This window comes from Pollutimonas rozaliensis, assembly GCF_048751585.1.
GTDB lineage: Bacteria > Pseudomonadota > Gammaproteobacteria > Burkholderiales > Burkholderiaceae_B.
In genome coordinates, this window is the sequence record NZ_JAZHOB010000006.1 from 92,860 (window position 1) to 113,118 (window position 20,259).

Genomic DNA, 20,259 nt, shown 5'->3' on the forward strand with positions numbered 1-20,259 from the left:
GAATAGTGCGGCTGAATTCTTTGCGATGGGCGGCTATGGGCTGTACGTATGGGGGTCAGTGGGCGTCACCGTTGTGGCCCTCATCCTCGAGTTGCTCTTGCTCGGCCAACGTCGCAAAAGCGCCTTGTCTCGGATAAAGCGCGAATCAATTATGGAAAGGAATGATGTCAATGAAAAACAGACATAAGCGCATTGCGCTCATCGTGGGTGGCGTGGCTGCGTTGAGCGTGGCTACGGTGCTAGTGCTCAATGCATTTCAAAGCAATCTTGTGTTCTTTTTTAGCCCGACGCAGGTCAGCGCGGGCGAAGCGCCTAAAGAGCGTACCTTTCGCATCGGCGGGATGGTCCAAACGGGCAGCGTGCAGCGCCAAAGTGACGGTCTAACCGTGAATTTTATCGTCACCGACACGGCCAAGACCATACCGGTCACCTATACCGGAATTTTGCCCGATTTGTTTAGTGAAGGGAAAGGGGTTGTGGCCCAAGGACGGCTGGAGCCAGGCGGGCTATTCCGCGCTGAGGAGGTCCTTGCTAAACATGATGAGAACTACATGCCGCCCGAAGCCCAGCATGCGCTGGACCAGGCAGCTAAAAACACATCACAAACGAGGCCATAACGATCATGATTCCTGAAATCGGCCATTTTTCTCTGATTTTGACGTTATTTGTGGCGTTGGCCCAAGGTGGCTTCGCGCTTGCCGGCGCCGCTAACGGCAATGCACGTTGGATTGCTTTTGCACGGCCTGCCGCGCGCGTCCAGTTTCTATTGATCATCATCAGCTTTGCCAGCTTGGCTTGGGCGTTTGTCGCTAAGGATTTTTCGGTTGCTTACGTCGCCCAGAACTCTAATTCGCAGTTGCCCCTGTTTTATCGGATCGCGGCAGTCTGGGGAGGACATGAAGGTTCGCTCTTATTGTGGATGCTCATGCAAACCGGCTGGGCGTGTGCCGTCAGTGTGTTCTCAAGGCAGTTGCCCGACGCGATGGTGGCACGCGTACTGGGTGTGTTGGGGTTGGTAGCTGCAGGGTTTTTGCTTTTCGTTTTGCTCACCTCTAACCCGTTTGAACGTCTTGTACCTGCGCCTATAGAAGGGTTGGACCTGAATCCGCTGTTGCAGGATGTCGGGTTGATATTTCATCCTCCTCTGCTGTATATGGGCTACGTCGGGTTTTCGGTGGTATTTGCGTTTGCCATTGCCGCACTCTTGGCTGGGCAGTTGGATGCCGCGTGGGCTCGTTGGTCACGCCCCTGGGCCACGGCCGCATGGCTGTTTCTGACTTTGGGCATCGCCTTGGGCAGTTGGTGGGCCTATTACGAGCTGGGTTGGGGCGGCTGGTGGTTTTGGGATCCAGTGGAGAACTCCTCCTTCATCCCATGGTTGGTAGGCACCGCCTTGATTCATTCGCTGGCCGTCACCGAAAAGCGGGGCAGTTTCAAGAGCTGGACCGTGCTACTTGCCATTAGCACCTTTTCGCTCTCCCTATTGGGCGCATTTCTTGTGCGCTCGGGGGTACTGACATCGGTACATGCCTTTGCTACCGATCCGCGCCGAGGGGTGTTCATTCTGCTGCTTTTTACTGTGGTGGTGGGAGCCTCTTTGTTCCTGTTTGCGCTGCGCGCCCCAAAGGTGGGGCTTGGCGGACGGTTCGATTTCATCTCGCGCGAATCCCTGTTGCTCGTCAATAACGTATTGATGGCCGTGGCCGCAGGCTCAGTCGTTCTGGGAACCTTATATCCACTTTTTATCGATGCGTTGGGGCTAGGCAAACTTTCCGTGGGCCCGCCGTACTTTAATGCCGTCTTCGTTCCCCTTATGGTGCCGGCATTGCTGCTCATGGCGGTGGGGCCGGTCGCTAATTGGAAATCGGCCAAAGTGGCGGCCATGCTGAAACGGCTGTACTGGCCGGCTGCTGTGGCATTGGCAATCGGCGTCGCGACGCCGATTGCGCTGGGCCGCTGGTCCGCGATGGCGGCTTTAGGCGTGGCACTGGCCACGTGGATTGCAACTGCTGTAGTGATGGGTATCTTTGAGCGTATGCGAGCTACACGTAGCGGATTGCTCGCCCAGCCGCGCAGCTGGCTTGGCATGCATGTGGCGCATCTGGGGATTGCCGTATTCGTGGTGGGCGTCTCGCTCGTCATGGGCTACGAGACCGAGCAGGATGTACGCATGGCACCCGGCGATATCGTGACTGCGGGCGGTTACGACCTGAAGTTCCTTGGGGTGCGAAAGGCTCCAGGGCCAAATTATGTTGCCGACATGGGGGATATCGAAATGTCGCGTGATGGAGAAGTGCTGCGTCTGCTCCATCCTGAGAAGCGGACCTATGCCTCATCGGCTATGCCGATGACTGAGGCGGCGATCGATGCCAATGGATTGCGCCATGTGTACGTCGCCCTAGGGGAACCGCTCGCTGAAGGGGCCTGGAGCGTACGCGTTTACTACAAGCCTTTCGTCGATTGGGTCTGGGGAGGCTGCATATTAATGGCCCTGGGAGGCTTGCTGGCGATTAGTGACCGACGTTACCGGCTTAAACGGCGAGAGCGGCGTGCCTCTGCAAAGCTTGAAGGAGCCGCTTCGTGAACCGCTTTCTATGGCCTTTGGTGGGCTTCATTGTGTTGGTGGGGTTTCTCGCTGTGGGCCTCACCTTAAAACCCAGCGAAGTGCCTTCGCCATTCATCGACAAGCCGGCGCCGGCCTTTACCTTGCCGCAATTGGCATCGCCCGAGCAGACCTTTTCGCCCGAGGCGATGAAAGGCAAAGTGTGGCTGTTCAATGTCTGGGCTTCGTGGTGCTATGCCTGCCTCGAGGAGCACGCCGTCATTATGGACCTAGCCAAGACGCATACCGTTCCTGTTGTCGGGCTTAACTACAAGGATGTGCGCAGCGAAGCGCTGGCGTGGCTAAAACGCAATGGGGATGCGTATACGCTTTCTGTATCTGACACACAGGGGCGGGTGGGCATAGACTTCGGCGTCTATGGCGTGCCAGAAACTTTTGTCATCGACAAGGCCGGTGTCATTCGTTACAAGCACATCGGCGCAGTCACGCCAAGCGCCGTACGCGACACACTTCTACCGTTGATTAGGGAGTTGCAGCAATGAAGCGCTTGTGGATGATTTTGCTTTGTGCGGTGATTGCGGTGATTGCGGTGCCGTCGTGGGCGACGAGCCCCAACGCAGAGAAACGCATGCTCAACATTGCGGCTGAATTGCGATGTCTGGTGTGCCAAAACGAATCGATCGCCGCTTCGCGAGCCGACTTGGCGGTCGATTTGCGTCAGCAGATTAGCGAACAGATTCAAGCCGGCCGGAGTGACGCGGAAATTCGCGCGTATATGGTCGAGCGCTACGGCGATTTCGTGCTTTATCGCCCACCTTTCAAAGCCACCACGCTTTTGCTTTGGCTTGGACCCGGGCTGCTCCTTCTTTTTGGCCTCATCGTCTTATTAGTATCGCTGGCTCGCCGTAAGGATAGAGTGATGAACGCATTATTAACCGATGAAGAGCGTGGGCGAGCGGACGCGCTCTTGCGGCAAACTACAGGTACCGGAAAATAACCATGAGCCTAATTTTTATCTCGCTCGCCGTGCTTCTCGTGGCCGGTGTGGTTATGCCACTCGGGCTTGTACTCTGGCGGAGCCCTCGGAGCGATAGCAATCTCGAGCATCAGGCTGTTAATGCGGCCGTACTGCGCGACCAATTGCTGGAGTTGGAGCATGACCGCGTGAGCGGCACCCTATCTGCGCGCGATCACGCTGAAGCCCGACAAGACCTCCAACGACGGGTACTTGAAGAGGTGGAGCCCGGACGAACCGGTACTTCGGCCGGACAGGGCGGCAAGTATGCTGCCATCGCGCTGTCCATCGCGCTCCCTGTCGCGGCTGCATTTACCTACTTGGCGTTAGGTAATCCTGCCGCGATCGCTCCAACGCCGCTGCAAAGCCCCGCGAGCGTTACGCAGGCCGATGTGCAGGCCATGGTGGATTCACTCGCCGCGCGGCTAGCGCGTAACCCAGACGACCCGGCTGGCTGGCTCATGTTAGCGCGATCTTACCGATACTTTGAAAGGTATGAGGACGCAGCGAAAGCCTTCGGCAACGCAACAGCCGCGATAGACGCAGATCCGTTGGCCTTGTCGGAGTATGCAGAAACGCTGGCCAGGAGTAGCAGTGAAGGATTCAAGGGCAAGCCCACGCAACTGCTAGGGCAGGCGTTAAGTCTTGATCCTAAAGAGCCCTTTGCGCTGACATTGGCCGGCGCGGCAGCGCTTGAACGGCGTGATTATCAGGCGGCTGTCCAGTACTGGCAACAGTTGTTGGCGTTGCTTCCTGCTGAATCCGATGCCTCGCGTGCAGTGGCCAATAGCATAGAGCGGGCGCGTCGCGAACAAGACCAGCTCACATCTCAATAGCGGTGAATATTGGACTTTAATGATGAAGCATACTTTTAGAAAAATCGGGTGGATCGCGCTTGCATTAGTCAGTGTGATCGCTATCGCGGCGGCGCTATATCGTTATCAGGATAATAACGCCTCGAAGAACCTTCTTGGCAGCGTGCTGAATGTCGCGATCGATATAGGCGATCAACGCTTCATGCGCTGGCATACCCCGCGCGAGTTGCCGGCCATCTCGTTTCAGAACGAGGCAGGCAAAACAATAAGCTTGGCTGATTTTCGAGGCCGTGTTGTTTTACTCAACATCTGGGCTACCTGGTGTCCGCCATGCCGAGAGGAAATGCCGTCGCTCGATCGCTTGAATGCCAAGCGAGGTGGTACGACATTCGAAGTGGTGGCCTTATCAATTGATCGGGACTCCGCGCTGGTCAAGCCGTTCTATCAGGAGTTCGACATACAAACCCTGCACGGCTATTTCGACCCGACCTCACAGGTTTCCAATATCCTTCGGGCGCCGGGTGTGCCCACGACCTTGCTGATCGATAGAGAGGGCCGCGAAATTGGACGAGCAATGGGACCGGCCGCCTGGGACGGCCCTCAGGTTGAAGCCTTGATTGATGCAGCGCTGATGCGTTCGTCCGCGGAGGGTTAAGTCAATGAGAAAGCTCGCTCTTTTGGGGCAGTCCGATGCTTGAGCTGACTGCTTTCGGATTGTTGACGGCATTCGTCGCGGGCATCGCGTCGTTCCTATCGCCGTGTGTTTTGCCGCTCGTACCAGGTTATCTTTCTTATATTGCCGGTGGCTCGGTGACGCCCGCAGCATCGTCCGCAGAAGCGCGCATCACACGGTGGCGAACGCTCGGTCTAAGTGCGTGCTTCGTTCTGGGTTTTTCTTTGGTCTTTCTGATCCTGGGCGCCAGCATCACGGCGATTGGACGCCTGTTCTTGTCCTATCGCTATGAGCTGAATATCGTCGCGGGCGTCATTATTGTTATTGCCGGCCTGCTGATTATGGGCGTGCTGCGTGCTCCCTTATGGACGCAACGCTATTACCGCTTTGAGTCGGGGGCAAGTGGAGGCAATCCGTGGTCGGCCGGTGTGCTCGGCATGGCCTTTGGCTTCGGATGGACGCCTTGTATCGGGCCGGTGCTGGGCGGCATTCTGGCGCTGGGCGCTACGACTCAGAGTGTAGGCCAAGGGATGCTGTTGTTGGGTGTGTATGCGTTGGGCCTTGGCGTTCCTTTTCTGCTGGCGGCTTACTTCATGACGCCGTTTATGCGCCGTCTAGGCGCGCTGCGACGGACAGGCCGCTACCTCCAAATAGCCACTGGCGCAATTTTGGTGCTGATGGGCATCGCTGTGGCCAGCGGGCAATTGGTTCGTTTTGCGATTTGGCTGCTTAGAACGTTTCCGGCGCTGGGAAGCATTGGCTAAGTTGGTTCTATGTTCCGACAGAAATTTCCATCCACGATCTCCGTCTACTGCTCTCTAAAGCACATTTTTAAGGATCCAAATCTATGGCAATAGCCAATCAACTTTCAGGGTCTCGGTGGGGGCTTGTATTTGCAGCATGGCTCATTGCTCTTACCGCGACCCTTGGAGCCTTATTTTTCAGCGAAGCGATGGGGCTAGTCCCTTGCGAATTGTGCTGGTATCAGCGCATTTTCATGTTTCCACTCGTTTTTATTCTGGCGATTGGTCTCGCCACCTCCGATGTGCGTGTGTTTGCTTACGCCTTACCGATGGTCGTTGCCGGCTGGTTCGTGGCTTTCTACCACAATCTTCTTTATCTAGGCGTGATTCCACCAGCGCTTCAACCTTGTGGGCAAGGCCCGTCGTGCGCTGAAGTGAATCTAAACCTATTCGGTTTTATCTCCATTCCTCTATTGTCATTAGCAGCATTTACAGTAATCGCTGCGCTACTACTAGTAAAAAAGGGTGCTTTAAAGTGAAAAAACAGACTATTGTTGTTTTAACCAGTATTGTCGCGGTCATGGCATTTACCGTGAGCGCCTTCATGTATGAGCAGAACCAAACTCAAAAAAAAGCGCAGACGGCAAACACTAATATTAGTGAACTCGTCCGAATGCATTCGCCAGTGTTTGGTTCGGCCGGCGCAAAGGTCACGATTGTCGAGTTTTTCGATCCTGCTTGTGAGACTTGCAGAGCATTTTATCCTGCCGTCAAAGAGCTAGTGAATGCCAACCCGGGCAAGGTGAAACTCGTTGTTCGGTATGCCCCATTCCATGAAGGATCGGAGGAGATGGTTAAGATCCTTGAAGCGTCCAGATTCCAAGATAAGTACTGGTCGACGTTAGAGACGGTGCTGAAGACGCAGCCGCAATGGGCGTCACACGACAATCCGCAGGTCAACTTGATCTGGGATCACCTTGCTGCAGACCTGGACGTTGAAAAAGCGCGGAAAGACATGAACGAGCCGACAGTGGCGGCTATCCTCGAGCAGGACAAGGCGGATCTTCGTTCGTTGGAAATAGCTCAAACGCCTACTTTCTTTGTTAACGGGAAGCCATTACCCAAATTCGGTTATGAGCCGCTTAAGACACTGGTGGAACAAGAAGTGAAAGCCGCCTATAACTGATGCGGGGCGACGATGCGGATGCTCGTTGTCACCGACATGGATGTGCCTATTGGGGCTTAACGGCCCGCCCTTGTTGCGTAGCGGTAAGGGAAAAGAAGAGGCAGTTCATCCTTGAAAAGTACACTCGAACGATTATGTCTTGGTATAGAAAATTATTGACTCTTAGCAATCGACGAAAGTCGCTTTGCGCAGCAAGTGCGATTTTTTTAGCAACGAGCTCTTTGATGTCTCCCAACGTGCTTGCAGAGGTGTTGAGCTTTTCGATTATCAACGAACGATTTCAACTCCATGATACGAATGCCGCTACTGCCACACCAAGGCTAGACCGGCTTCGCGAGTCGTTTTTTCTTATACCCATCAAGGAAAGCGAATTTGAAGTCAGTTCTAACTTTGGCTTGCGCCGTCACCCAGTTTTGAAAAGGCAAAAAGCACATGATGGAATTGACTATTCTGCACCTAAGGGCACACCGATCCAAGCAACAGCGGATGGCAGGGTGGCATTTATTGGCCGTCAAAACGGTTATGGCAAAGTGATCATTATTGAACACTCTACCAATCTGACTACCGTCTATGCGCATCAAAGTCGGTTTGCACCCGGTTTGAAAAAGGGTGATTCCGTTGTGAGAGGCAACACCATTGGCTATGTCGGATCGACCGGCATGGTAACCGGTAATCATTTGCATTATGAAATCCGAATGGATGACCAGCCGATTAATCCATTGAAGGTAGATAGGTTGTTTGTCGAGAACGAATACTTTTCCGACAGCATAAATTAACAGAACACGAGCGCATATTGCGTGTGAGGTTCGGACTTTGTGCGGCCCCTCACCAACGCCCTCGCCAATATTTGAACAACGTGAGACTGAACCATGAAGAGAATAGCCTTTAGTATGTTGATGCTTTGCAGTGCTTCGGCCGTCTATGCCGCAAGCGTTCACGGCCAGCACGGCTCTGCTGCGTCTGCGCAGAACCTAGACAAGACCGCTAAATCTGCCAATACGAGCCAGGATAAGGCCACGAACTCTAAAACATTGACGGTTTCAGGTTGCTGGATTCGCTCCTTGCCGAAGCCAGTCCCTTCAGCAGCCTATTTTGTAATAACGAATACCGGCGCGAACGACGCGGAGCTGACCAGCTTGGCCATGTCCGAGTTTGATGAGGTATCGTTACATCAAACAACCAATCAGGGCGGCAAGAGCAAAATGGTTATGGCGCACAACACTCTGATACCGGCAGCTGGAGAACTGAAATTTAAGCCGGGCAGCTATCACGCCATGCTCGAGAAGCCGAACCAAACCCTGGCTCTCGGTTCTCACGTGAAAGCTGAATTCACCTTTGGCTCAGGCGAAACAGTCACCGCAACGTGTGAAGTCAAACCGCCTAATACGGTGTCGGGATAGCCTGTCGCTTGTCTGAGGGGCTGGTTGAACCAACCATTGGAAGCTTTGCCCAATGAATGTAGCTATTACGGCCGCCGTTACGGCGCCTGTCGGCCCATTAGCCCAGTAGAAAAGAGGTAAATGTGAAGAAGCTTTATCGATTTATCGGCGCTTTTTTGTTGGCGGTTGCTCTCGCGGGTTGCCAGCAAGATAACGCCGCCACACAAGAGTTTGCCGCCACTGATATTACAGGCGGTCCGTGGGGAGGCAACTTTCAACTGGTTGATCATAACGGGATACCTAGTGTAGTGCGTCATTCTGTTTGGAACTTAAACGACTGTTGGCGCGAACGACCTTTTGAAGGATGCCATTGGCCTTGGCGGTCCAGATAAACGGCTTGGGGTTTTCATTGTGATGGGCGACGTACTCTTGAATGGCGGCAGTCAATTCGGGCACACTGGTAAAGACGCCGCGACGCAGGCGCTGGGCGGTGATATCACGAAAGAAGCGCTCCACCATATTGAGCCAGGAGGCCGATGTCGGTGTGAAGTGGACATGGAAACGTGGGTGTTTTTCCAACCATTGCTTGACCTTGGGATGCTTGTGAGTGGCGTAGTTATCACACACCAGATGCAGCGCCTTGTCCTTGGGTGTTTCGCGGTTGATCTGTTTGAGGAAATCCAGCCACTCGATGTGGCGATGGCGCTTCTGGCAACAAGCGATGACCTGCCCATCGGCCGCGCTCAGTGCGGCAAACAGCGTGGTGGTGCCATGGCGTTTGTAGTCATGCGTCATCGTTGCGGCCCGACCCTTTTTCAGCGGCAGCCCAGGTTGCGTACGGTCCAGTGCCTGCACCTGGCTTTTCTCGTCGCAGCACAGCACCAGCGCATGCTCGGGAGGCGACAGATACAAGCCCACAATGTCTTCCAATTTCTCGACAAAGGCTGGATCGCGCGAGACCTTGAAAGATTCAATCCGATGCGGCTTCAAGCCGTGAGTGCGCCACACTCGCATGATCGTACTGGCACTGACACCGACCTCTTTAGCCAGCGTTCGCGTGCTCCAGTGCGTGGCGGCTTTTGGGGTGGTTTGGGTGGTCAGCCGAACGATCTGCGCGCTATCTGCCTGGGGCTTGCGTCCGCCCCGCGGCAAGTCCCGTTCAATTGCTGCCAACCCGCCTTGCGCATACCGTTCGCGCCAGCGCCCCACCTGGATTCGTCCAACACCGAGCTGGTCCGCAATCGCCATGTTGTCAAGTTCCGCCCAAGCCAGCAATACAATCTGCGCGCGTCGAGCCAATCGAACACTTGTCGTATTGGAACGGGCAAGCTGGGTCAACGTTTTCTCTTCGTCGGGACTCAATGTCAAAGTCGGCGCTATACGCATTTCAGCAGCTCCTGTTTGTCTGTTTATTCTAAGACAGCAGCACCTGTTTATAAGTTCTATTAATCATGTAACACTACACTAGTGGATGACGACGCCGATTCGGTCGCTGTGTGCCTGCTACACGCCTACGCCTCGCCGCGCCATGAGCGCCAGGTAAGGGACTGGATACTCGAAGAAATTCCCGACATCAATCTGACTCTTTCCTCAGACGTCGCACCAGTGATACGAGAATTCGAACGCAGTTCCACGACGGCGGCCAACGCCTATATCAAGCCTTTGGCAGACCGCTACCTGGGCGCGCTCGAACAAAGGCTGACCACGCTGGGCCTACAAGGCGGCGTGCTGATGATGCTCTCCAATGGTGGCCTTGGCGACCTGCAAGAAGCCCGTCAGAACCCGATTGAACTGCTCGAATCGGGGCCCGCCGGCGGGGCGATCGCCGCCGCCCACTACGGGATGATCGATGACCAGCCGAACCTGCTTGCCTTCGATATGGGCGGCACCACCGCCAAGCTTACGCTGGTGGAGAATGGTGTGCCATCGATTGCCTACAGTTTTGAGGCTGCGCGCCGGAAGCGCTTTGCCGAAGGCAGCGGGCTGCCCATAGGAATTACAACCGTGCATCTCCTCGAGATCGGCGCCGGCGGTAGCAGCATCGCTTACCAGGATGAGCTTGAGCTGTTGAAGGTAGGGCCCAGGAGTGCAGGTTCAGAGCCAGGGCCGGCCTGCTATGCGCTGGGCGGGGTCGATCCGACGGTCACCGACGCCAATCTGTTGCTGGGCTATCTCAATGCGGAGTATTTCGCAGGGGGCGCTTTCAACATCGACAAGGACAAGGCACACGATGCCGTTCACACCGTCGCCAAACAAATGGATCGCGATGCCATCGAAGTAGCATGGGGGATCCATGACATTGTGGCCGAGAACATGGCCGGCGCGGCGCGCGTCCATCTGGCTGAATGTGGGCGAGACGCAAGCGACTTCGTTCTGCTTTGCACCGGAGGAGGCGGCCCTTTGCACTCCTATTATGTGGCCCAAAAAATCGGTGTTCGTTCGATCATCTGCCCTCCCGCGGCGGGCGTTGCGTCGGCCTATGGATTGTTGATCGCCCCGGCCCGTACCGATCGCTCCCGCGTCAACTTCCGACCTGAAACCGGCTCGCTAGTAGACCTGGAGCAAGAATTCGCCGCACTCGAGAGCAACGCACGAGGACCGCTCGACCTGCTGGCCGACGGATTTGGGCCCATCACGGTGGCGCGACACGCGGACGGCCGCTTCATCGGTCAGGCGTTCAACCTTTCTGTCAGCTTGCCGCCGGGGCCTTATCACGGCGGCCAGAAGATAGAAGCCGAAATTCGGGCCAGCCTGCTCTCTGCATTCAAGCTCGCCTACGAGCAAAAGTTTGGTCGCACACCGCCCAATGTTCCTGTGGAACTCGTCAACTTGCGGGTCGCTGCCGAAGCGCCGCCCAGGACGGAGTTTGTGCCGAAGCCCTTGGCCACCGGTGCTACGCCCGAACCGAAGACTTGGCGGGATGTGTATTTCAAGGAGGTGGACGACTTCGTCCGCACACCGATCTATGAACGCGACACCCTCGTCCTCGGCTTCCGGGCCCCGGGCCCCGTACTGGTGGAAGACGCCAGCTCGACGTTGGTGGTTGGCCCCAAAGGTATCTTGGAGCAGCTTCCAAGCGGCAACATTTCCATCACAATTGAGGATTGAGAATCATGGAGACCGTAGACTGCCCCAAGACGATAAGCAAACGAAAAGACGCAATATTTCTCGAGGTGTTCTGGGCGCGCGTGCGTTCAGTCGCTGACGAAGCAGCAAAGCTGATCGTTCGTACATCGTTTTCGACCCTTTCAACCGAAGCAAACGACTTTACGGTTGTCGTGACCGACTCAAAGGGCCGCTGCCTGACCGAGAATTCCGGCAGCATCCCGGCGTTCATCGGCACCCTTCCACGAACCGTCCAGGCCGTGATTGCGAAGTATCCCCCCGGACAGCTGCACCCCGGAGACGTGTTCATCACCAACGACCCCTGGATTGGTACCGGACATTTGAATGATGTGTGCCTGGTCAAGCCCATCTTTCACCTAGGAAAAGTTGTGGCGTTTTCCGCCACGGCAGGCCATGTTCCCGACATCGGCGGCCGCTTTCGTTTTAATGCCCGGGAACTATTCGAGGAGGGCCTGCAGCTACCCATCATTCGCCTTTTGGAGGAAGGCGTCCCTAACGACGCTATTCTGGACATGATACGGACCAATGTGCGCACGCCGGAACAAACGGCCGGCGATATCTGGTCTCAAGTCAGCGCCAACGAACTTGTGTCCCGCCGGCTTTGTGAAGTGTTGACCGAATACGAGCTCACCGGCGTGGATGAGTTGGCCGATGCGCTGTTCGAACGTGGGGAAACGGCTTTGCGACGCGCCATTGCGCAATTGCCCGATGGAAAATCCAGCTACGAGATGCTGACCGACGGGTTCGAAGAACGGCTGCGTCTGACCGTCACTGTGGATATCAAGGGCGACGAAATTACTTGCGACTTCTCAGGCTCATCCTCACAGCAGCCACGGGCGATCAATTGTCCGTTGGGTTACACCATTGCCATGACGGTCTACGCCATCAAGTGTCTACTCGTTCCGGATATTCCGAACAGTGACGGCATGCTGCGTCCCATACGAATAGAGGCGCCTGAAGGCTCTCTTCTGAACCCTAGCTATCCAGCGGCCGTCGGCGGCCGGGCTTCGACCGGCCATTATCTGTCAGTCCTCATTTTCGGCGCCATGCATCAGGTTTTGCCGGACCGCGTCATGGCTGCTGCGGGGTCCCCGCTCTGGAGTGCCAACATCAACGGCACGCGGGCCGATGGACGGCCCATGGCGACTGTACTGTTCTTCAATGGCGGCATGGGGGCCACGATGGGCAAGGACGGTGCATCCGTGATGTCGTGGCCCAGCAATATTTCGCCCACACCCATCGAAGTAGCCGAGCGCGACTCGCCGCTCTTCTTCCGCTACAAGCGACTCAGGACGGACTCAGGCGGGCGCGGCGAATGGCGTGGCGGCCTCGGTGAGGAGGTCTGCGTAGTCAGTCGCCACGACAAGCCACTGTCGGTGGTCTTCCTGAGCGAGCGCACCCGGGAGCCGGCACCCGGCTTAGGTGACGGCCAGGCGGGAGCGCCGGGCGAAGTCCTGATCAACGGTATCGCGGTGAATGTACTGGCTTGGCCTTAGGCCAATGAAATTCCGGGCCAGTTACATATTAGAATCTGATCCCATCTCAAACAAAGATTTATTCATAAATTGACGTACATGCCCTGACAAGCAGGATATGTATGAGTTCCGAAAAGACGGCCAGATAATGAGCACGAAACCCTTCTGCAGTGCCGGCCGGAACCCAAGGCAAAACTGACGGGAGTTTAAACAGCCCGATCAGTTGCCGCATCCAATTTTGTTGAAAACACTTTCAGCATTTCGATGACTGGCGCTAAGCCGCGCCACAGAGACTCGTCCTTTGTCATACGATAGAGGCCTACCAGGCCCGGTGCAGCAGCTTCGTTTCCATTTGGTTTACGCTTGGCTATATGTTCTAGGCTGTCGCTCAGCGCGAGCAGCAACTTGCTGAGTTGGTCAGGTTCGATACGCGAAAGCATAGTTGTGCAGATAACCAGCATGTTCTGCAACGCTTTGCGAATGCTTTCGTCATTCCGATAATCGTCAAGTATTTCGCTTAGTACAGGCATCCACTGATCCTGAGAAGCCACCACATCATTGGCAAAGCGCAATAACCCCTGCTGATGCAGGGATTGGAGCAAACCGGCAGTCTCTATAAGTGCTGGTATGGCATGACGCAAGCGTTCGACATCAGGAGACTCGTCGATGATCTCGCACAGCGTAGGCACCCATTGTGAGTATGACGCAGCCAAATCGTTGGCTAGTCGCAGCAGGCCCTGTTCGTGCAAGGTCTGGAGCAAGCTGTTCAGCTCATCACTGGCGCTGGGGCGAGTGGGGTTAACAGAAGGTGTAGCCATAGTAAATCTCCGCTGCTCATTATGCTCGGGTACGCAGTATGTGCAGGCGCGTGGACTTGGCGGTTAAACGCCGCCAGATCCACACGCAGGCATGTCTCATGCCACGACCCTATGAGGTATCAAGGTTGAATTGCCGGCAGCTCTACAGGGAACTCACGCTCGGTATGCCAATCTGGACCAGGACGGCCCTGAACCATATCCCAATACATTTTGGGCAGGAGGGTCGTTTTCATCCACCAATAACTGCGTCGCGGAACACGCGGGTCCGACGGGAAGCTTGGCGTTATTTTGCCGTCGTAGCTGAACTCAGCCAGCAGCATCTTGCCTTTTGATGTCGTGAGCGGGCAGGATGCGTAGCCATCGTAAACCTGTGTGAGCTCATTACCATCGATGACGGCAAGCAGGTTGGACACCGCGATCCGCGACTGAGCACGCACCGCTGCTGCGGTTTTGCTGTTGGGAGTTGACGTGCAATCACCCAGGCCGAAGACATTGCCGTAAGTGTCGTGACGTAGCGTGCCGGGGTTTACTGCGACCCATCCCGCCGCGTTGGCAAGCGGACTGGACTTGATGAAGTCTGGCGCTGACTGTGGCGGTACGACGTGAAGCATATCAAAGGCTATAGTGGACTTCTCTTTGTTATCGCCCACTTCGAAGGTTGCTTTTTTATTCGGGCCATCAACAGCAATCAGATTGTGCTTGTACTCTGGCGTTGCGCCGTAATGCGCCATTACCTGATCCAGCGCTTGGGAATAGAACGGGACGCCAAACATGACATTGCCGGCGGTGCAATAATGCATATCGGCGCTGATACCGTTACGGCGGAAGTGATCAGCTGCCAGATAGAGGATTTTCTGCGGCGCACCTGCGCACTTGATCGGTGTAGCCGGATACGTAAACAGCGCCTTACCACCTCGAAATTTGCGAATGCACTCCCAGGTGTAGGGTGCCAGTTCAAAGCTGTAGTTGCTGGTAACACCGTTCTTGCCAAGCGTTTCTTCCAGCCCTTCGATTTTGTTCCAATCGAGCTGAATTCCGGCGGCTATGACCAGATATTCGTAACCAACCACACTGTCGTCATCCAGAGTCACCTGGTTCTGATTGGGTTGAAACGTGGCTACTCGCTGTTTTATCCAATGAGCTTGTTGAGGTATGCAATCAGCCTCGGCTCGACGCGTTGCCTGGACGTCGTAGGCACCACCGCCAACCAGCGTCCACGCTGGCTGGTAATAGTGCGATTCACTGGGTTCGACAATTGCAATGTCAAGATCAGGCCGTTGTTTGAGCGCAGCGCTTGCTACCGACAACCCGCCTGCGCCACCGCCTACGATCACGATCTGATGTTTTCGACGACCTGCGTTTGACTCTGTGCTTTCCTTCATATGCTCCGTCCTCCGTATGCTCTGTATGCGTTACATACATAGAATTTATCACTTGCAACTTTCCTTAGCAAGTTTTATTATAAGCTTATAACTACAAAGTCTATAGAAATAGTGAGCTGTCAAAGGTCCATTTTTTAAAGTGTAATATGCTGTTTCGCCAATTTTACGACAACGTTTCAAGCACTTATACCTATCTTATTGCCAGTGGACCGGGCCGCGAGGCTGTGCTCATTGACCCTGTTAAAGAGCAGGCTGCGCAATATCTGATAGCCATAGAACAACTGCGATTGCGCCTTGTGAAAGCGATTGATACCCACACGCACGCAGACCACATCACGGCGCTTGGCGACCTGCATGAACAAATCGGTTGCATGACCATTATGGGTGAATACACCCAAGCAGATTGTGTCTCGTACCGTGTAAGTGACGGTGAAATCCTTGACACAGACGGCATCAAGCTGCAGGCCTTGTACACGCCGGGGCACACCAACGAGTCGTTCAGTTTCCTGCTCAAGCCCGATGCACCTAAGGCAGTATTCAGTGGCGACGTGCTGTTGATTCGCGGTAGTGGTCGCACAGATTTCCAGAACGGAGATCCTGGCAAGTCTTGGGACTCCATTACTCAGACCCTATTTGCCCTGCCTGACGACACAATTTTGTATCCCGCACATGATTACAAGGGCTGGACCGCATCAAGCATCGGCGAGGAACGCCGCTTCAGTCCTCGCCTCGCCGGAAAGACTCGTGAGCAATACATAGAGATCATGAATAACCTTAATCTGCCGAGTCCCAAGATGATGGATGTAGCCGTCCCGGCCAACCTTGCCTGCGGGCTGGATGCGACGAATAATAAGCAAGGCTGACCAATGATCACCCATCTGCTGGCAGTGCTATGTGGTGGTCTGGTGGGATTTTCGTTGGCGCTCACAGGCGGTGGCGGCTCTACACTCGCGATTCCACTGTTGCTGTATGTCGTCGGCCTGCATGACATACATCTTGCTATCGGTACCAGCGCATTGGCGGTGTCGCTCAACGCCTACATCAATCTGATTCCACATGCTCGCGCAGGACATGTGCGCTGGCGTGCCGGGATCATTTTTACCGTAGCCGGCATCACCGGCGCTTTTGTAGGCTCCGAAGTCGGCAAAGGTGTTAACGGGCAGGCACTGCAGGCGCTATTTGCGGTGTTGGTGATAGTCGTGGCGTTGTTAATGCTCCGTAGGTGCAAGGCTTCGGAAGAGTGCGAGCCCAATGATCAGGCAATCAAATACATCAATGGGCGCCTGAGTTGCGTGGGGCTTGGCGCTGGCGCGATGGCTGGCTTTTTCGGAGTTGGCGGCGGATTCCTGGTCGTACCAGGACTAATGCTGGCAGCGCGAGTGAAGATTATCGACGCGATCGGCACTTCACTACTAGGCGTCGGCGGTTTCGGACTGGCCACCGCGTTCAACTACGCGCGTTCAGACCTCATTGACTGGACGTTGGCTGGCGAGTTTCTATTCGGCGGCATTGTGGGAGGCTGGCTTGGCGCCATGCTGGCACAGCAGCTGTCAGTGAAGAACGGTGTGCTTAACTGGATTTTTTCGGCTCTATTGATCACTATCGGGATTTACATGCTGGTCAAGACGGTGCGTCTGTGAAATTGCATCGTCTACCGCAATCAATCCGGTTCAAAGTAAGCATCACCCGCGCGAACATAAGCCGTCGGACTATGCTTTATCTCTATCCTAAATGCATATGTGAACGCTGACGTGGAGCCATATCCAAGCTCCATTGCCACCCCGGTGATGGCCATGCCGCTTTCAAGCAGTTCGACAGCCCGAAATAACCTGAGGCGGCGACGCCATCGGTCTTCTCCTTCGTGGCTGAACGAGAGCCGTCGGCCGCCGCGCAGTGTGCCGCTGTGCTGCGCATTCCGACCAAGAAGGCCCCAATACCCGCACCATGCTATCTCGAATCGAATGAGATCGAAGCAATCCTCGCCCAACCAGACCGCACTTGTGTTGAGGGGCAGCGTGATCACGCGCTGCTGTCCTTTCTTTACAACACCGGCGCGCGCATTCAAGAGGCGCTCGATGTTTGCCCAGGTGCGATACGCTTCGACGCGCCAGCCCAACGCCATGACGGTCATCACGGTGTGTTGTTGCGAGCCCGACATGCCGTCTATGAGGCCGCCCGCACACGCCATCCGTACAGGTGGGCTGGCAAGGCAAGGAACTGGTCCAGAGTAGATGCCGTTCACCTCAACCCGCAGAACGCTGCAACAAAAATGGCCGCTGCACCATCAACCCTCAAGCGGGCGGCTTGAGCTTCTTTAAATGCGACAACTAGTGTAGTGCTTCATTCTGTTTGGAACTTAAACGGCGGTTGGCACGAACGACCTTCTGAAGGATATCGTTGGCCTTGGCGGTCCAGATAAACGGCTTGGGATTTTCATTGTGATGGGCGACATACTCGTCAATGGCAGCGGTCAGTTCGGGCACGCTGGTAAAGACGCCGCGACGCAGACGCTGAGCGGTTATGTCGCGAAAGAAGCGCTCCACCATATTGAGCCAGGAGGCCGATGTGGGCGTGAAGTGGACATGGAAACGCGTATGCTTTTTCAACCATTCCTTGACCTTGGGATGCTTGTGAGTGGCATAGTTGTCGCACATCAGATGCAACTCCTTGTCCTTGGGTGTTTCGCGGTTGATGTGCTTGAGAAAGTCAAGCCACTCGATGTGGCGATGGCGCTTCTGGCAGCAAGCGATGACCTGTCCGTCCAGGGCGCTCAAGGCTGCGAACAGCATCGTGGTGCCGTGACGTTTGTCGTCGTGCTTCATCGTCGCGGCCCGACCCTTTTTCATGGCAATCCAGGTTGCGTGCAATCCAGCGCCTGGACCTGGCTTTCCTCGTCGCAGCACAGCACCAGTGCATGCTCGGGAGGCGACAGATAGAGCCCCACAATATCTTCGAGCTTCTCGACAAATTGCGGATCGCGCGAGACCTTGAAGGCCTCCACCCAGTGCGGCTTCAGGCCGTGAGCGCGCCATATCCGTAAGATTGTGGTGTCGCTCACGCCGACCTCTTTGGCCAGGCTTCGCGTGCTCCAGTGTGTGGCCGCTTGCGGTGTGGTTTGCGTGGTCAGTCGGATGACCTCGGCCGTATCTACAGTGCGGTGGCGCCCGCCCCGAGGCAAATCTTGTTCAATCGCTGGCAATCCGCCTCGAGCATAACGTTCGCGCCAGCGCCCGACCTGGATGCGTCCGACATTCAGCCGCTCGGCAATCGTCGTATTGTCCATTCCTGCGGCCGCCAGCAACACGATCTGCGCACGCCGCGCCAGACGAACGCTCGTTATGTTCGAGCGCGAAAGTTGTTCCAGCGTTTTCTGTTCGTCGGCGGTGAGCATGAGGGTCGATGCAATACGCATTTCAGGGCTCCTGTCTGTCCATTTATTCTAAGACAGAAGCCCTTAATATAAGTTCTGTTATTTACGAAGCATTACACTAGGACTATTGCCGATTTCAAAGGGAAAGCCGTCGTACCTTTCTTTGGATATACCAATTGCCCGGATGTTTGCCCCACAACGATGGCCAGGCTTGCCTCTGTGATGGAACTACTCGGTTCGGATGCCGAGCGTGTGCAAGTGCTGATGGTAACGCTTGATCCTAAACGGGATACGCCAGAGATACTGAAAAAGTATGCTCCGGCGTTTCATCCCAGCTTTCTTGGGTTAAGGGGTGATGGGCAGCAGACGGAGGCAACAGCAAAAGAGTTCAAGACACTCCGGACTCTGCAAAGCTCCGACGAGAATGGTTCTTACACCGTGGACCATTCGGGCGGCATTTACGCTTTTGACCCGCAAGGGCGTCTACGGTTGTATATCAACGACCAGTACTCGACGGAGACCATCGCAAAAGATATAAGGGAGCTGCTGAAGACTTGAAAAACCGCTCTGCTATGCCAGTCCAGGTCATGCGGTGACTGGCCGCGTGATCGGTATGAAGGCTCGTTTTCTCGAGCTTGCTTATTCTTCTTGAAGCCGTTTGAGGCGTAACGCTGGCCTATCGAAGTCCGATCTGCTGGAACTGCTGCGATCACTGTCTAATGGAGCGAGGCAACGTAATTGCAGCCATCGTCGGTATGTGCGCAGGGCACCGTCTCAAATTGGAATGTGGTGTGATAGACCGAAAACTGCCGGCCTAGAATGTCTTTCAACGCGGGAATCAATTGTTCTTCAGGCCTAAAATTCGGGTCATAAACAACATGTGCTGTCAGGCTCGCTTTACCGCTGGTCAGAGCCCACAAATGAAAGTCGTGCAAGCTCAGAATGCCTGGAACAGCCAGCATGGTCTTTTGTATTTGATCAATATCCATCCCTTCGGGTACGCCTTCGAGAAGAATATTGATGCTTTCTCTTAGAAGTATCCACGTCCGCGGCAAAACCCATAGGCCGATCAATACCGCGATGGCGGAATCGAGCCATACCCAGCCAGTAACTCGAATCATAATCGCGCCGACTATAACCCCAATGGAGCCGAGCATGTCGCTCCAGACTTCAAGATAAGCGCCCTTGACATTCAAGCTGGTGCCCGCGCCTCGGCTAAGCAATCGCATACTAATCAAATTGATGATTAGACCGATGGTTGCGATGACTAGCATCCCGGTTGATTGTATGTTTTGGGGAACCTGCAGGCGCTGGTACGCCTCGTACAGAATGTACATAGCAACAAGGAAGAGCAGCATTGCATTGAAAGCCGCCGCGAGGATCTCAAAGCGGTGATATCCAAATGTTCTTCGGGCGTCGGCTGGCCGCTTAGCGACTCGAATCGCCGCCAATGAGATCCCTAATGCGCTCGCATCAGTCATCATATGGGCTGCATCGGAGAGCAGCGCCAGGCTGCCCGTCATGAAGCCGCCGATGACTTCGGCCACCATAAAGGTGGATGTCAGTGCGAGCGCCGTCCAGAGATACTTCTCATTGTCGCTGCTGGGAGATGCGTGAATGTGACCTGAACCCATCTAATGTCCTGTCAAAGTCGGCACTTCAGTTCCATAGCCAATGTAGATGTCGAGCGCAGCGCCGCCGTTTCAGTAGCCAT

Annotated in this window: 23 protein-coding genes and 1 pseudogene; 17 read left to right on the forward strand and 7 right to left on the reverse strand. The window is 55.2% G+C overall.

Features of this window, described 5'->3' with window-relative positions; translation table 11 throughout:
- Positions 1-25: 25 nt before the first annotated feature.
- The 12 genes from ccmD to V0R37_RS12325 all read left to right on the forward strand — a co-directional run bounded on the left by ccmD (position 26) and on the right by V0R37_RS12325 (position 8,395).
- On the forward strand, positions 26-187 hold the full coding sequence (ccmD, locus tag V0R37_RS12270; RefSeq protein WP_420375024.1) for a heme exporter protein CcmD: 162 nt from the start codon (positions 26-28) through the stop codon (positions 185-187).
- Positions 171-617 (forward strand): cytochrome c maturation protein CcmE, encoded by a 447-nt coding sequence (gene ccmE, locus V0R37_RS12275; RefSeq protein WP_420374798.1) that lies wholly within the window; start codon positions 171-173, stop codon positions 615-617. Before ccmD ends, ccmE begins: the two co-directional genes overlap by 17 nt.
- A 5-nt stretch (positions 618-622) precedes the next feature.
- Complete coding sequence (locus tag V0R37_RS12280) at positions 623-2,584, forward strand: heme lyase CcmF/NrfE family subunit (RefSeq protein WP_420374799.1); 1,962 nt, start codon at positions 623-625, stop codon at positions 2,582-2,584.
- Positions 2,581-3,105, forward strand: a complete 525-nt coding sequence (locus tag V0R37_RS12285; protein WP_420374800.1) for a DsbE family thiol:disulfide interchange protein — start codon at positions 2,581-2,583, stop codon at positions 3,103-3,105. Before V0R37_RS12280 ends, V0R37_RS12285 begins: the two co-directional genes overlap by 4 nt.
- Positions 3,102-3,560, forward strand: a complete 459-nt coding sequence (locus V0R37_RS12290) for a cytochrome c-type biogenesis protein (RefSeq protein ID WP_420374801.1) — start codon at positions 3,102-3,104, stop codon at positions 3,558-3,560. The genes V0R37_RS12285 and V0R37_RS12290 overlap by 4 nt, the downstream gene beginning before the upstream one ends.
- A gap of 2 nt (positions 3,561-3,562) precedes the next feature.
- Positions 3,563-4,414 carry a c-type cytochrome biogenesis protein CcmI gene (gene ccmI, locus V0R37_RS12295; RefSeq protein ID WP_420374802.1) on the forward strand — a complete coding sequence of 284 codons (852 nt, stop codon included), beginning with the start codon at positions 3,563-3,565 and terminating at the stop codon, positions 4,412-4,414.
- A 19-nt stretch (positions 4,415-4,433) separates the two neighbouring features.
- Complete coding sequence (locus V0R37_RS12300) at positions 4,434-5,048, forward strand: TlpA family protein disulfide reductase (protein WP_420374803.1); 615 nt, start codon at positions 4,434-4,436, stop codon at positions 5,046-5,048.
- A 35-nt stretch (positions 5,049-5,083) separates the two neighbouring features.
- The gene (locus V0R37_RS12305) at positions 5,084-5,830 is read left to right on the forward strand and encodes a cytochrome c biogenesis CcdA family protein (RefSeq protein ID WP_420374804.1); all 747 of its coding nucleotides are present in this window, start codon (positions 5,084-5,086) and stop codon (positions 5,828-5,830) included.
- A gap of 83 nt (positions 5,831-5,913) precedes the next feature.
- Positions 5,914-6,348 (forward strand): disulfide bond formation protein B, encoded by a 435-nt coding sequence (locus V0R37_RS12310; protein WP_420374805.1) that lies wholly within the window; start codon positions 5,914-5,916, stop codon positions 6,346-6,348.
- Positions 6,345-6,995 (forward strand): DsbA family protein, encoded by a 651-nt coding sequence (locus V0R37_RS12315; RefSeq protein WP_420374806.1) that lies wholly within the window; start codon positions 6,345-6,347, stop codon positions 6,993-6,995. Before V0R37_RS12310 ends, V0R37_RS12315 begins: the two co-directional genes overlap by 4 nt.
- A 224-nt stretch (positions 6,996-7,219) precedes the next feature.
- Positions 7,220-7,771, forward strand: a complete 552-nt coding sequence (locus tag V0R37_RS12320; protein ID WP_420374807.1) for a M23 family metallopeptidase — start codon at positions 7,220-7,222, stop codon at positions 7,769-7,771.
- Between the two features lie 93 nt (positions 7,772-7,864).
- Positions 7,865-8,395, forward strand: a complete 531-nt coding sequence (locus tag V0R37_RS12325; protein ID WP_420374808.1) for a copper chaperone PCu(A)C — start codon at positions 7,865-7,867, stop codon at positions 8,393-8,395.
- A gap of 77 nt (positions 8,396-8,472) precedes the next feature.
- On the opposite strand, the gene V0R37_RS12330 is transcribed toward V0R37_RS12325, so the two are convergent.
- Together V0R37_RS12330 and V0R37_RS12335 are read right to left on the reverse strand one after the other, a co-directional pair.
- Entirely contained in the window at positions 8,473-8,664 is a 192-nt protein-coding gene (locus V0R37_RS12330) for a hypothetical protein (protein ID WP_420374809.1), read from the reverse strand.
- A 10-nt stretch (positions 8,665-8,674) separates the two neighbouring features.
- The gene (locus V0R37_RS12335) at positions 8,675-9,760 is read right to left on the reverse strand and encodes an IS630 family transposase (protein WP_420374810.1); all 1,086 of its coding nucleotides are present in this window, start codon (positions 9,758-9,760) and stop codon (positions 8,675-8,677) included.
- Between the two features lie 81 nt (positions 9,761-9,841).
- On the opposite strand from V0R37_RS12335, the gene V0R37_RS12340 reads away from it, so the two are divergent.
- Both V0R37_RS12340 and V0R37_RS12345 read left to right on the forward strand, forming a co-directional pair.
- The gene (locus tag V0R37_RS12340; protein WP_420374811.1) at positions 9,842-11,482 is read left to right on the forward strand and encodes a hydantoinase/oxoprolinase family protein; all 1,641 of its coding nucleotides are present in this window, start codon (positions 9,842-9,844) and stop codon (positions 11,480-11,482) included.
- Entirely contained in the window at positions 11,479-12,996 is a 1,518-nt protein-coding gene (locus V0R37_RS12345; RefSeq protein WP_420374812.1) for a hydantoinase B/oxoprolinase family protein, read from the forward strand. The genes V0R37_RS12340 and V0R37_RS12345 overlap by 4 nt, the downstream gene beginning before the upstream one ends.
- Positions 12,997-13,181: 185 nt before the next feature.
- On the opposite strand, the gene V0R37_RS12350 is transcribed toward V0R37_RS12345, so the two are convergent.
- Both V0R37_RS12350 and V0R37_RS12355 read right to left on the reverse strand, forming a co-directional pair.
- A complete protein-coding gene (locus tag V0R37_RS12350; protein ID WP_420374813.1) occupies positions 13,182-13,793 on the reverse strand; it encodes a hypothetical protein in 612 nt (203 codons plus the stop codon).
- A gap of 119 nt (positions 13,794-13,912) precedes the next feature.
- Positions 13,913-15,175 (reverse strand): NAD(P)/FAD-dependent oxidoreductase, encoded by a 1,263-nt coding sequence (locus V0R37_RS12355; protein WP_420374814.1) that lies wholly within the window; start codon positions 15,173-15,175, stop codon positions 13,913-13,915.
- A gap of 146 nt (positions 15,176-15,321) precedes the next feature.
- Between V0R37_RS12355 and V0R37_RS12360 the strand changes: the two genes are divergently transcribed.
- Entirely contained in the window at positions 15,322-16,038 is a 717-nt protein-coding gene (locus V0R37_RS12360) for an MBL fold metallo-hydrolase (protein ID WP_420374815.1), read from the forward strand.
- Between the two features lie 3 nt (positions 16,039-16,041).
- Positions 16,042-16,815, forward strand: coding sequence for a sulfite exporter TauE/SafE family protein (locus tag V0R37_RS12365; RefSeq protein ID WP_420374816.1), 774 nt, complete (start codon positions 16,042-16,044; stop codon positions 16,813-16,815).
- A 20-nt stretch (positions 16,816-16,835) separates the two neighbouring features.
- Here the strand turns inward: V0R37_RS12365 and V0R37_RS12370 are convergent, their stop codons facing one another.
- Both V0R37_RS12370 and V0R37_RS12375 read right to left on the reverse strand, forming a co-directional pair.
- Positions 16,836-17,333: a helix-turn-helix domain-containing protein gene (locus tag V0R37_RS12370; RefSeq protein WP_420374817.1), complete on the reverse strand. Its 498-nt coding sequence runs from the start codon at positions 17,331-17,333 to the stop codon at positions 16,836-16,838.
- A gap of 169 nt (positions 17,334-17,502) precedes the next feature.
- Positions 17,503-18,587, reverse strand: a pseudogene (locus V0R37_RS12375) (IS630 family transposase).
- Positions 18,588-18,641: 54 nt separating this feature from the next.
- Between V0R37_RS12375 and V0R37_RS12380 the strand changes: the two are divergent.
- The gene (locus V0R37_RS12380) at positions 18,642-19,103 is read left to right on the forward strand and encodes an SCO family protein (protein ID WP_420375025.1); all 462 of its coding nucleotides are present in this window, start codon (positions 18,642-18,644) and stop codon (positions 19,101-19,103) included.
- A gap of 158 nt (positions 19,104-19,261) precedes the next feature.
- Here the strand turns inward: V0R37_RS12380 and V0R37_RS12385 are convergent, their stop codons facing one another.
- Positions 19,262-20,179, reverse strand: a complete 918-nt coding sequence (locus V0R37_RS12385; protein WP_420374818.1) for a cation diffusion facilitator family transporter — start codon at positions 20,177-20,179, stop codon at positions 19,262-19,264.
- Positions 20,180-20,259: the final 80 nt, after the last annotated feature.